Annotated in this window: 10 protein-coding genes; 1 reads left to right on the top strand and 9 read right to left on the bottom strand. The window is 68.1% G+C overall.

Annotation, left to right across the window (positions count from 1 at the left end):
* Positions 1 to 268: 268 nt before the first annotated feature.
* The 7 genes from V3B48_RS18755 to V3B48_RS18725 form a co-directional block, all read right to left on the bottom strand.
* Entirely contained in the window at positions 269 to 775 is a 507-nt protein-coding gene (locus V3B48_RS18755; RefSeq protein ID WP_012511394.1) for a hypothetical protein, read from the bottom strand.
* 81 nt (positions 776 to 856) lie between these two features.
* Positions 857 to 3,967 carry an error-prone DNA polymerase gene (locus tag V3B48_RS18750; protein ID WP_329894224.1) on the bottom strand — a complete coding sequence of 1,037 codons (3,111 nt, stop codon included), beginning with the start codon at positions 3,965 to 3,967 and terminating at the stop codon, positions 857 to 859.
* Between the two features lie 6 nt (positions 3,968 to 3,973).
* Entirely contained in the window at positions 3,974 to 5,383 is a 1,410-nt protein-coding gene (locus tag V3B48_RS18745) for a DNA polymerase Y family protein (RefSeq protein WP_329894223.1), read from the bottom strand.
* Positions 5,384 to 5,392: 9 nt separating this feature from the next.
* On the bottom strand, positions 5,393 to 6,007 hold the full coding sequence (imuA, locus tag V3B48_RS18740) for a translesion DNA synthesis-associated protein ImuA (RefSeq protein ID WP_012511391.1): 615 nt from the start codon (positions 6,005 to 6,007) through the stop codon (positions 5,393 to 5,395).
* A 296-nt stretch (positions 6,008 to 6,303) separates the two neighbouring features.
* On the bottom strand, positions 6,304 to 7,311 hold the full coding sequence (locus V3B48_RS18735) for a cyclase family protein (protein WP_329894222.1): 1,008 nt from the start codon (positions 7,309 to 7,311) through the stop codon (positions 6,304 to 6,306).
* A 35-nt stretch (positions 7,312 to 7,346) separates the two neighbouring features.
* Positions 7,347 to 7,997 (bottom strand): DsbA family protein, encoded by a 651-nt coding sequence (locus tag V3B48_RS18730; RefSeq protein ID WP_049461586.1) that lies wholly within the window; start codon positions 7,995 to 7,997, stop codon positions 7,347 to 7,349.
* Positions 7,998 to 8,089: 92 nt separating this feature from the next.
* Positions 8,090 to 9,040, bottom strand: a complete 951-nt coding sequence (locus V3B48_RS18725) for a LysR family transcriptional regulator (RefSeq protein WP_329894221.1) — start codon at positions 9,038 to 9,040, stop codon at positions 8,090 to 8,092.
* Between the two features lie 172 nt (positions 9,041 to 9,212).
* Between V3B48_RS18725 and V3B48_RS18720 the strand changes: the two genes are divergently transcribed.
* On the top strand, positions 9,213 to 10,103 hold the full coding sequence (locus tag V3B48_RS18720) for a sterol desaturase family protein (RefSeq protein ID WP_071228852.1): 891 nt from the start codon (positions 9,213 to 9,215) through the stop codon (positions 10,101 to 10,103).
* Positions 10,104 to 10,112: 9 nt separating this feature from the next.
* Here V3B48_RS18720 and V3B48_RS18715 read toward each other — a convergent pair whose 3' ends face one another.
* A complete protein-coding gene (locus V3B48_RS18715) occupies positions 10,113 to 10,817 on the bottom strand; it encodes an AraC family transcriptional regulator (RefSeq protein WP_329894220.1) in 705 nt (234 codons plus the stop codon).
* A gap of 283 nt (positions 10,818 to 11,100) precedes the next feature.
* Positions 11,101 to 11,535 carry a glyoxalase/bleomycin resistance/dioxygenase family protein gene (locus V3B48_RS18710; RefSeq protein ID WP_049422820.1) on the bottom strand — a complete coding sequence of 145 codons (435 nt, stop codon included), beginning with the start codon at positions 11,533 to 11,535 and terminating at the stop codon, positions 11,101 to 11,103.
* Positions 11,536 to 11,743: the final 208 nt, after the last annotated feature.

Below are 11,743 nucleotides of genomic sequence, written 5' to 3'. Positions count from 1 at the left end.
TCCCCTTTGGGGGCCGTACGATCCTTTATCGACGTTCGTGTGCGGGATGGGGATCGCTCGACTCGTCTGTCGGCTAGTATCCGCAGATGCATGCTTGACGGTCCCTCCACCCTGGCTCCTACATACCGCGTAGGAGCCGGGAGGAACATACAAGCCATGCTCGACTGCTTTTCGATCAGGCATCGCGGCGTTGGAGCGAAGTGCAGTCGAGCATGGCTCGACTCTACATGACCGGTAGTCGAGCATGGTTCGACCCTGCAGAAGCGGATCAGGGCGCGGCGTTCGCGCCCGGGCGCACGTAGTAGGACTGGCCGCTGTCATCGACGAACATCAGCTCCGGCTTGCCCTGCCAGGAGGTGAGCATGGCGCCGGTGTTGTTCTGGTGCTTGACCATCAGGCTGGCGCCACGGTCCGGATTGGCGACGACCTTGAACACTTCGGTGGTGCCGGTGGCATCGTCCAGGGTGAGCAGGGCTTCGCCGCCGCGGTCGCTGGTGCCGTAGCCGCCGCGTTCAGAGCCGTCGGGGCCGAGCAGGATCAGGCCGGACAGGGCGGTGGCGCGCGGCCCCTGGGTGCGGCCCTGGCTGAGCGGATCGGGAACCGGTGCGCCGAGGATTACCCGCGGTTGGCCGCTTGCATCGTGGATGATCAGCCCGCGTGCCTCGATGATGCGCTGTGGCGATTGGCTGCGATGCAGGTTCCAGGCGGTCCAGCCGGAAACAAGCAGGGCGAGGGTCGAGACCACCAGGGTGGTCAGCAGCAGCGCACGGGACATCGGGTCGTCCTTCCTTGGATGTGCCGACGATAGCGGATGCGGACCGGCAATGGCCAGTTCGTTGTGTGACGTTGTGTATCGTCAGTGGAAATCGCGACTGTGGCTGCGCAGTCCCTGCAGCAGTTCATCCAGGCAGTGCATGCGCTGCACGATGACGTGCTGCACGCCATCGACGCGTTCCAGGCGGCCATCGATCTGCATCAGCTGGGTATCGACCAGCACCCGGTGTTGGCGATCAGCCAGGTGCCGCCAGACCACGGCGTTGATCATGCCGGTCTCGTCTTCAAGGGTGAGGAAGGTGACGCCACTGGCGGTCTGCGGGCGCTGGCGCATGCGCACCAGGCCGGCGATGCGCACGCGCCGGCCATGGCCGTGGGCAGCCAGTTGTGCGGCATCCAGGCAGCCACGGCTGCGCAGTTGCGCGCGCAGGAACGAGATCGGATGGCGGCCCAGCGTGGTGCCGGTGCTGCGGTAATCGGCCTGCATGTCTTCCCAGGCGCTGGGCAGGGGCAGTGGCACGCGGGCTTCGGTGGTGGCGCGGGCCTGGTCGAACAGCGGCAACCGGTTTTCCACACCGGAGATATCCCAGCGCGCACGATGGCGATGGCCGCTGAGCCCACGCAGCGCCCCGGCATCGGCCAGCAGGCCCTGCTGGCGGCGGTCCAGAGCGGTACGCTGGCACAGGTCACCCACATCGTCGAACGGGCGCCGCGCACGTTCACGCATGATGGCCTGCACGGCGGGCTCGTTGCAGCCATCGACCAGGCGCAGGCCGAGCCGGATCGCGGCCGGCCCCTTGCTGAAATCCAGCGTGCAGTCCCAGTCGCTGTGGCGCACGTCCACCGGCAACACGCGGATGCCATGCCGGCGCGCATCCTGCAGCAGCTGGTCGGGGCTGTAGAAACCCAATGGCTGGCTGTTGATCAGGCTGGCGGTGAACGCGGCCGGGTGATGGCACTTCAGCCAGCAACTGTTATAGGTCAGCAGGGCGAAGCTGGCGGCGTGACTTTCCGGAAAACCGTAGTCACCGAAGCCCTTGATCTGTTCGAACAGGTGCTCGCCGTACTCGCGGCTGAAACCGTTCTTCAGCATGCCGGCCAGCAGCTTCTCGCGATGCGGTTCCAGGCCGCCACGGCGCTTCCACGCCGCCATCGAGCGGCGCAGGGCATCGGCCTGGCCCGGCGTGTAGCCGGCCGCTTCCACTGCCAACTGCATGACCTGTTCCTGGAACAGTGGCACACCGAGGGTGCGCGCGAACACGCGTTCCAGCCGCGCTGGATAGAGTGGATTGTCTGGATCGTTCAACGCGTCAGGACCCTGCTCGCGCAGGATCCTTCGCCGTTCCAGGTAGGGGTGCACCATGTCACCCTGGATCGGGCCAGGGCGCACGATCGCCACTTCGATCACCAGGTCGTAGAAGGTGCGCGGCTGCAGGCGCGGCAGCATCGCCATCTGCGCGCGCGACTCGATCTGGAATACGCCGATGGTGTCGGCGGCGCAGATCATGTCGTAGGTCTTCGTATCCTTGGGAGGAATCGCATCCATGCGTCCTTCGTGCAGGCCATGCTGCTGTAGTATCGCCAGGCACTTGCGGATGGCGGTGAGCATGCCCAGCGCCAGGCAGTCGACCTTCATCAGGCCGGTGGCATCCAGATCGTCCTTGTCCCACTGGATGACGGTGCGGTCGGCCATCGCCGCGTTCTCCACCGGCACCAGGGTTGACAGCGGATGCTCGGAAATCACGAAGCCGCCCGGGTGCTGCGACAGGTGGCGGGGGAAGTCGATCAGTTCGGTGGTCAGCGCCAGCAGTCGCCGCATCAGCGGGGTTTCCGGATCGAAGCCGCGCTCGCGCAGGGTCTCCGGCAGCGGCACATGGCCGCCCCAGTGGTCCATCGCCGCGCCCAGTTCGTTGACCTGGTCCATCGGCAGGCCAAGCGCACGGGCCACGTCGCGGATCGCGCTGCGGCCACGATAGCTGATCGCCACCGCGGTCAACGCCGCGCGCTCGCGGCCATAGCGCTTGAACACGTACTGCAGCACTTCCTCGCGGCGCTCGTGCTCGAAGTCGATGTCGATATCCGGTGGTTCGTCGCGCTCGGCGGAGATGAAGCGCTCGAACAGCAGGTTGCTGCGTGCCGGGTCGATCTCGGTCACGCCCAGTACGAAGCACACCGCGGAGTTGGCCGCCGAGCCACGACCCTGGCAGAGGATGTCCTGGCTGCGCGCGAAGCGCACGATGTCCTGCACGGTGAGGAAGTACGAGGCGTAGTTCTTTTCCCGGATCAATGCCAGTTCGTGCTCGATCTGTTTGCGTTGTGCCGGTTCGATGCCGCCTTTCCAGCGCCACGGGATGCCGCGCTCGACCAGCACGCGCAGCCAGCTGTCCGGGTCGTGGCCCTCGGGTACCAGTTCACGTGGATAGGTGTACTGCAGCTGCTCCAGGGTGAAGTGGCAGCGCTCGGCGATGCGCAGGGTCTCGGCCAGCAGTTCGGGCGGATACAGCTGGGCCAGCGCGGTACGCGGGCGCAGGTGGCGCTCGCCGTTGGGAAACAGGCGCCAGCCGGCCTCGGCCACGCTGCAGCGGTGGCGGATGGCGGTCAGTGTGTCCTGCAGGGCGCGGCGGCGGCGCACGTGCATGTGCACATCACCACTGGCCACCAGCGGCAGGTGGTGGCGTTCGCCGAAGGCCTGCAGCTGCTGCAGGCGACGCGCGTCGTCGTGCTCATGGTGCAGCTCCACCGCCAGCCACAGCCGATCATCGAAGCCGGTGCGCAACAGTTCCAGATCGATGGCGGCCGGTTGCCGGTCCAGCCACAGGCACAGCAGGCCGTCGGGCAGGCCGAGCAGGTCCTCGCGCAGGCAGCGGTATTCGCCCTTGGCCGCGCGCCGCCGGCAGGTGGTGATCAACTGGCAGAGACCAGCATAGGCGGCCTGGTCGGTGCACAACAGGGCCAGCTTCGGGCCGTCCTCGACCTGGAATTCGGCGCCGACGATCAGCGCCACGCCATGCGTCTTGGCGGCCTGCCAGGCGCGCACGATGCCGGCCAGCGAGCATTCGTCGGTGATCGCCAACGCGCGGTAGCCCTGGCCGGCAGCGCGCGCGAACAGTTCTTCGGCAATCGAGGCGCCACGCTGGAAACTGAAGGCCGACAGGCAGTGCAGTTCGGCGTAGCCGGGCAGTTCGTTGTGCATGACGGCTCAGCCGAACCAGCCGTGCAGCATCCACGGCGCATGCGGATCATTGCGTGTGCGGAACGCCCAGCCGCGCTGGCCGTGTGCGGTTTCCACCACGTAGTAGTCGCGGCGCGCATCGGCCTGGTCCCACCAGCCCGATTCGATCCGCTCCGGCCCGGTGACGATGCGCAGGCGGGGATCACGCAGCGGTTGCGGCGTGTCCAGCAGCCAGCCCGGACGCAGCGGCCAGTACGACGGAGGCTTGACCGCGGGCTGGGTGCCACTGGCGCGTTCGGGGCGATGGTCGGCCTGCACCGCCAGCGGCTGCACGGCGTCATCGCCCAGCCGCGCCCGCAGGCGCTCGCGCAGCTGGTTCCAGGGCATCGCCTGTGCCGGCCGGGTATCGAAAAGATCCCGCGCAGCGGGCACGAATGGTGGCAGTTGCTCGGCCTGCAGGCGCAGTGCACGGCTGCCGGCGGGCAGGGCAAAGGCTTCCATGCGGTTGCGCGCGATCTCGAACAGCAGCGCGGGATCGCGCTCGGGTGCCAGCAGGCCGATGGTCAGCACGCTGGCCGGCAGCAGGTCATGCTCGAAGTGCAGGTCGAAGCGCTGTACGCCGCCATCGCGCGAGCACAGGAAGGCCGCCAGGTCCAGCAGCAGGCGGCGCAGCGGGAACAGCAGGGCCTGGCTGGATTCGATCTCGTATTCGAATTCGATGCGCGCATCGAAACGGTCCGGTGGCTGGTAGTAGCGCAGTGGCGCGGTGGGCAGGCCACGCAATGCGTCCAGCTGCTGCAGCACCTCGGGGGCGAAGCGCCGGGCCAGGCTGTCGCGCGGCAGTTCGAGCACCGCACCCAGCGTGCGCAGACCGGAACGACCGAGCACGGTCACCGCTTCGCTGGGCAGGCCGCAGCGCGGCAACGGCAGCTGCGCCAGTGCCGCTGGCAGCTGCTGCGCATCGATGCCGAGGCCGTCGTGGACGTTGGCCAGCACGCGCGCGGCATGCGCGGTGGGTGCGGCCACCAGGCGGTGGCGGAAACCAAGCTCATGCAGTTCGCCGCGCAGGCGCTTTTCGATCGTCAGCCAGTCACCGAACAGGGCGCGACTGGCGCCGATCTCCATGACCAGCGCGTGCGGAAAATCGAGGCTGACCTGCGAGCTGTAGGCGTAGGCCCAACTGGCCAGCAGCTGCCGGGTGTGCTGTTCGGCGTTCGGGTCGTAGTCGTGCAGGTGCATGTCCTGCACCAGCACCTGCGCAGCCGACAGCAGCATGCCCGGGCGCAGCCCCGCTGCGCGTGCCGACGGGCTGACCGCTCGCAGCACGCGACGCTGCGCCGGCCCCTGCAGCAGCACCAGTGGCCGCTGCGGGTCCGGCTGCAGGCGCAGCACGCTGTCCAGTGCCAGCTGCGGCAACAACAGGCAGGCCCAATGCATGACGCGGCCTCAGTGGGCGATGGCCAGTGGCAACGGCTGCGCCGGTGGCAGGCCGCCACGGCACTTCAGCACCCGCACCTGGCCGTGGTCGAGCTGCAGGCGCAGGCTGGCCGGGGAGGGGTTGCGCGCTGCCTGCGCCTCGCGGAACACGAAGCCCAGGCACTGGCCGCTGTCGGCAGCCACCTGCAGCCGGCGCAGTGAGCGGTCGTCGGCCTGGTGTGGCCAGCACAGTACCGCCGCGCAGGCCGCAGAGCGCAGGCACTGTTCGGCGGCCCACAGCGCTTGTTTCGGCGCGGCGTGGATGATCTGCAGCTGGGCCAGGTCCAGCCCGGCTGCAGCCCAGGCCGGGGCATGCGGGCGGTAGGGCGGGGCGACCAGCACGATCGGGCGGTCGCGCTGGCTCAGCTTCGCCAGCGCCGGCCAGACCAGCGCCAGCTCGCCCACGCCGGGCGCGGCCTGCAGCACCTCACACAGCCCGCTGGCCGGCCAGCCACCGCCGGGCAGGCGTGCGTCCAGCGCCGGATGGCCACTGGCCAGGTGGTCGCTGGCCGGCCCCTGGCGGGCTGGGCCGCGCCACAGCTGGCGCCCGTCCAGCAGCCGGTCGAGGGCGACGACAGCACCCATCAGCCGATCCTCCAAGGGAGGCGCCGGGTTGGCTTGAAGCGGCAGGAACGGGCGGAAACGGCAGGCATGGCGCGAGTATCGACGGGCCGGTATCAGGGGCTGAGACCGGACATGCTACTCGCGTTGTGAGTAGAATTACTAATGAAATCGGAGGGTCAGGTTTCAGGTTGCTGAAGGGGGAAAGCATCCACGCATGGCGTGGATCTACTGGACAGAGCCTCGGTAGATCCACGCCATGCGTGGATGGGAAAACGGTGCCGACCAGGGTCGGCACCTACAGGCACGGGCACTCCCGGTTACGGGCGCACCGGCAGCGCCACCGGGCGCAGCGGCGCGGCATCGCCGCCGCGGATCTTCAGCGGGCCGCCGATGAAGGCGAATTCGTAGACCTTGTCGCGGGCCAGTTCGTCCAGCGCCACCAGCTCGATGATCGGCGCGCCCTGCTGGGCCAGCAGGTAGGTGTGCAGCGGCACGTAGTCGTCGGACACCTCCGAGGGGAAGGTCTCGAAGCTGAGGTTGTCGGCGCCGACGATCATCGCGCCGCTGTCCTCCACCAGGAAGCGCGCCGCGTCCAGGCCCATGCCCGGCGGGTTGGCCATGTAGGCCTTGGGCTGTTCGAACAGGCGCATGCGGCCGGTGCGGATCAGCACCACGTCGCCCTGCTGCAGCTTCACCTGCTGGCGTGCCAGCGCATCCTTCAGGTCCTGGCGGGTGACGCGGTAGCTGTCCGGCAGCATGTCCACGCCCTTGGCGGCGGCCACGTCGATCAGCACGCCACGCGCGATCAGCGGCGGGAATTTCTCGATGCCGGTGACGTTCCAGCCACGGTCGCCGAGGTGCTTGTCGGCCTCGAAGCCGTTCCAGATCTTTCCGTGGATGCCGAAGTGGTTCAGCGCATCGATGTGGGTGCCGGTGTGGCTGTACATCGAGAACGCGGTGCCGGTGTAGCTGCGGGTGAGGTTCATGGTTTCACCCACGCCCATCGGATCATCCATCACCGTGCCGCGCGGGGTGTGGGTCATCCAGAACTGGTAGTGCGGGTCGCCGGCATCCTGCCAGCTGGGCATGCCAACGTAGTATTCGGTGGCCAGATCATAGGCCTTGCCGCCGCTCACCCGCGACAGGATCGCCGCACGCGAGGCCTCGGTGATCAGGTTGAGACGGCCGATCTCGTCCTTCGGCCCCCAGGGGCTGGTGCCGACCTGCTGGCCGGAGGGAACGCGTTCGTGCGCGGATACGGTGGTGGAAGCGGCGGTGCCGGCCAGCAGCAGGGCCAGCGCGGTGGCCAGGGTACGTGAGGTCATGGGGAATCTCCTTGCAGGGTGGGGGACGGTGCGGCTCAGGCCGCGACCAGGTGCGCCAGGGCCTGGCGCAGTTGCGGCAGCGGCAGGGTCTGCAGGCGCAGGCCGTTGCCGCCGATCACGGTGGGAATGGAGCGGATGCCGAGGGCCGCGGCTTCGGCACGGTCGGCCTGCACACGCCGGGCTGCTGCGTCGCTGCGCATGTGGTCAGCGAAGGCGCCACGCGGGTGGCCCAGTGCTTCGGCGATATCCAGCAGTACTTCGGCGTCGCCGATGTTGCGGTGCTGGTGCAGGTGCGCCCACTGCACGGCATCGAACATCGCGCCATGGGCGTCGTTGCCACCGAGCATGCCGGCGGCCTGGCAGGCCAGTGCGCCGAGCCAGCCGGACGGATACTCGAAGTCCTGTGCACGCATGCCTTCGATATCGATGCGCGCAGTGTCTTCATGCGCGGCGCAGTCGGTCCAGTGGCGCAGGATGATCGCCTTGGCGCGCTCCATCGAGCCGAACACCTCGACCATCTGCGCGCGCGAGTCCTGCAGCACGAAGCTGCGGTGACGCACCTGGATGCCGAGTTCGGCGGAGACCTGCTGCAGGCGCGGGGCCAGCACGAAGCACCAGCCGCAGACCACGTCGTGGAAGAAATCGACCACCGGCGCGGCGGTGGCGGGGGAAGGAACGGAAGACATCTGCCTGCCATCGGTGAGAGGGGAGGCGGCAGATTAGGCAGCGCGGCGCGTCTGAAACAGCACGCCGCGGGCAGCTCAGTTTTCGCTGGCGGTTACAAATCCAGGCCAGCGCAGCCGGGCAGCTCGGCGTGCAGGAAATCGATGAAGGCACGCACCTTGGGCTGCAGGTGGCGCGAGGTGGGATAGACCGCATGCACGAAGCGCGGCGGATAGCGGTGGTCGGGCAGCACCTGCTGCAGTTCGCCACGGGCCAGCGCCGGTGCCGCCAGGAACGAGGGCAGGGCGCCGATGCCCATGCCGGCCACCAGCAGGTCGCGCAGCAGCAGGCTGTTGTTGACGGTGACGCGCGCCGGCAGGGTGATCGTTACCTGGCCGTCGGGGCCGAGCAGCGGCCAGCTGCCGGGCGAGTCGGACAGGCTGTAGGCCAGCACGCTGTGCGCCTGCAGATCGTCCACCGCCTGCGGTGCCGGATGCTGCTGAAGGTAGGACGGAGCCGCGCACAGCACCTGCTGCAACGAGGCTAGCCGGCGCGCCACCAGTCGCGAGTCGTCCAGCTCGGCACGCAACCGCAGCGACACATCGAAACCTTCGCCCACCGCATCAAGCAGGCGGTCTTCCATCACAAGGTCCAGCGACAGCTGCGGGTGCTGCTGCAGGAAGCGTGGCAGCAGCGGCGACAGCGTGCTCAGCGCGAATGATTGCGGTGCATTGACGCGTAGGCGCCCGGCCACGTCGCCGCGCTGTTCGGCGATGCCACGTTCCAATGCATCCAGCTCGTCGAGCAGGCGGCAGCATTCGCGGTAATAGGCGTGGCCGGTCTCAGTCAGGCTCATGCGCCGCGTGGTCCGCTGCAGCAGCACCACGCCCAGGTGCGCTTCCAGGGTGCGCAGCTGCTTGCTCAGCCCGGCCGGTGACATGCCCAGGTCTTCGGCGGCGCGGGCCAGCCCGCCGCGTTCGACGATGCGGCGGAAGGCGCGCATCAGGTTGAAGGAATCCATGCCGGTCCCGGGCGCGATGAGGGCGCCATTGTAGATCCACGCCATGCGTGGATGTGGGAAGGCGGAGCGAATCGGTAGATCCACGCCATGCGTGGATGCAGGAACACGGTGCCGACCAAGCTCGGCATCCACCCGCAGCACGCGCTTGCGCCGTTTGTTCAAGCCGGCGCCCCATACGCCGCGCCAGCATGAAGGCCCCTCACTTTCCGGATTGCCCATGAAGCACTGGATGCTCCGCCTGTATGCCCCGTTGTTCCTGCTGGGTTTCGTTGCCGCCGCCGTTGCCTGGGTCGGCCACCTCCACGGCGACCCGCTATGGCTGCTGGCCTTGCTGGCAGTTGCCATCGCGGTCTCGTTCGCTGCCGAACGTGCTTGGCCGTATGACCCCGCGTTCAACCACGATCACGGCGACAGCCTGCGTGACACCCTGCATGCGCTGGTCAACGAGAGCCTGAACCTGCTGTCGATCGCGGCGGTGCCACTGCTGGCAGCCATCATTCCGTGGCAGGCCTGGCCGCTGCAGTGGCCATTCGCGCTGCAGGTGCTGCTGGCCGTCATCTGCGCCGATCTCGGCATAACCCTGGTGCACTACGCCAGCCATCGCATCGGCTGGCTGTGGCGGCTGCATGCGGTGCATCACAGCGTGACCCGCATGTATGGTTTCAACGGACTGATGAAGCATCCGCTGCACCAGGCGGCCGAAGCGGTCGGTGGCGTGCTGCCGCTGCTGCTGTTGGGCCTGCCGATGCCGGTGGCTGCGGTGTTGGCGTTCGCCATTGCCATCCAGCTGCTGCTGCAGCATTCCAACGTGGACATGCGCCCCGGCGTGCTGGGCCGGGTGATGGCCTGGGCGCCGCTGCACCGCTTCCACCACATGCGTTACGGCACCGCCGGCGACGTCAACTTCGGCCTGTTCCTGACTGTCTGGGATCACCTGCTGGGGACCGCCTTCGATGCGCCCGGCTATCGGCTGCAGCAACGCGACCTCGGCATCGGCAGCCAGCCGGACTATCCGCGCGATTATCCCGGACAGCTGCTGGCGCCGTTCCGCGAACTGCCGCATGGCGAGGTGCCGGAGCTGCCGGAAGGCCTGCGCAGGCGCGGATGATGGGGCGTGTCAGGCCGCGTGCAGCTGCAGGCCCTGCAGCTGCGCGGCACTGATGCCGAACATGCGGCGCAGGCTGCGCGACAGATGGGCCAGGTCAGCGAATCCGGCCGCGTGCGCGCTGTCGGTCAGGCTGTGCCCGCGCAGATGATGCATCAGTGCGCTGCGCAGCCGTTGCCACAGCACCCAGCCGCGCAAGGTCACCGCCAGATCGGACTGGAAACGCCGATGCAGCTGGCTGGTCGACAGATGTGCCGCCTCGGCGATATCGGCGGCTGGCACCGGCCCGGGCAGGTGCTGGGCGATACGGGACAGCGCGGCCTGCACGCGGCGGTCCAGTGGTTGCGGGCGGCTCAGCTGCGGCAGCCAGTCGTGCAGCGCCAGCGCGTTGCCCGGCAGCGCGTGCAGGTGCTGCTGGATCTGTTCGGGATCGGCATGCGCCGGTTCGAGGAACACCGTACAGCCCGCTTCCGGCGCCGACAGGATTGCGTGCGGCTGGAATGACGGCAGCCACAGCCGTTGGCCCTGCTGCCGCACCCCATCAACCTCGACCTGCCAGAGCGAGCCGTCGCTCAGCAACAGTTGATGGGCGTAGTGCGCGTGCGTATCGCTGCCACCGGCGTGGCCCTGCAGCACGGCCACGTGAGCATCCAGCAGCAGCGTGCCATTCCAGGGCAGGGCGGGAGAGGACATGGAGGGATTGTAGATCCACGCCATGCGTGGATGGACCTCCACCGGAATCGAATATCTCGTGTTGATTTGAAAAGCATCCACGCATGGCGTGGATCTACTGGCCACCAGCCAGCTGTCGAAGGCGGGGCACTGTGGGTTTGCGGGGTGTGAGCCGCATGGATGCGGCGACCAAGGCTACATGGACGTACTTGCGCCGTCCCCGCAGACCCACAGTGCCCCGCCATCCCACGGAATGCGGCATTTGATTCTGCTGTAGCGTTAGCCGTTGCCTCTGCGGGTGCCGGGCGCAGCCCGGCCGCGCGTACCCTCACCGCCCCTGCGGATCCGGCCGATGATGCACGTACTCGACCACGGTGCCATCGGGATGCACCGCATTGAACGCTGCCCCGGTCGGTACCACCTGCAGCGGGAAGATGATTTCAGCGCCAGCCGCCACCAGCTTGTCGTGATAGGGCCGAACGTCATCGACCAGCAGCGTCCCCGTGGTCGAAGTGAACGGCGCCAGCGCCGCCTTGCTGCCCTCGATCAACAGGAACGCACCGACCATCGCCAGACGCAGGCCGGCCTCCGGAAACGGGAACCCGGCATCGGCCACCACGCCCTGCAACTGCTCGTAGAACGCCACGCTGCGCTCCAGCTCACCGGGGGCCACGAACACCCGGATCAGCACGCGCGGCGCGCGCTGGCTGGAGGTATCACAGCGGTCGCGCCAGAGATGATCGAAGTCGCGGTGTACGGTCATGGGCTCGATTCGTGGCCAGGGACCCTCATTATCAGCAGCCTCGCGCGGCGCGCTGATGACCGCCGGTGATGGCCTGATAACCAGTGGCTGGGGTCGGCCTGTGACTTAGGTCCTGTTGACAGGTGTGAACGCCCTCGCACAATCTTCACATGATTGGGTCGCCCTGCGCGGCCCGGACAGGCAGGTTGTCACGCCGGGAGGAGGGTCC

Source organism: Stenotrophomonas sp. SMYL20, assembly GCF_036320045.1.
In the GTDB taxonomy this organism is placed as follows: domain Bacteria; phylum Pseudomonadota; class Gammaproteobacteria; order Xanthomonadales; family Xanthomonadaceae; genus Stenotrophomonas; species Stenotrophomonas maltophilia_A.
The sequence above is the reverse complement of the archived record's forward strand: the minus strand, read 5'-3'. Positions and strand labels throughout refer to the sequence as shown.

Bases quoted from the DNA above. Each gene is read 5' to 3' on its own strand.
- V3B48_RS18735 (WP_329894222.1), bottom strand. From the start codon at position 7,311: ATGACCTCACGTACCCTGGCCACCGCGCTGGCCCTGCTGCTGGCCGGC.
- V3B48_RS18715 (WP_329894220.1), bottom strand. From the start codon at position 10,817: ATGGCGTGGATCTACAATCCCTCCATGTCCTCTCCCGCCCTGCCCTGG.
- V3B48_RS18755 (WP_012511394.1), bottom strand. From the start codon at position 775: ATGTCCCGTGCGCTGCTGCTGACCACCCTGGTGGTCTCGACCCTCGCC.
- V3B48_RS18710 (WP_049422820.1), bottom strand. From the start codon at position 11,535: ATGACCGTACACCGCGACTTCGATCATCTCTGGCGCGACCGCTGTGAT.
- V3B48_RS18745 (WP_329894223.1), bottom strand. From the start codon at position 5,383: ATGCATTGGGCCTGCCTGTTGTTGCCGCAGCTGGCACTGGACAGCGTG.
- V3B48_RS18730 (WP_049461586.1), bottom strand. From the start codon at position 7,997: ATGTCTTCCGTTCCTTCCCCCGCCACCGCCGCGCCGGTGGTCGATTTC.
- V3B48_RS18720 (WP_071228852.1), top strand. From the start codon at position 9,213: ATGAAGCACTGGATGCTCCGCCTGTATGCCCCGTTGTTCCTGCTGGGT.
- imuA (WP_012511391.1), bottom strand. From the start codon at position 6,007: ATGGGTGCTGTCGTCGCCCTCGACCGGCTGCTGGACGGGCGCCAGCTG.
- V3B48_RS18725 (WP_329894221.1), bottom strand. From the start codon at position 9,040: ATGGCGTGGATCTACAATGGCGCCCTCATCGCGCCCGGGACCGGCATG.
- V3B48_RS18750 (WP_329894224.1), bottom strand. From the start codon at position 3,967: ATGCACAACGAACTGCCCGGCTACGCCGAACTGCACTGCCTGTCGGCC.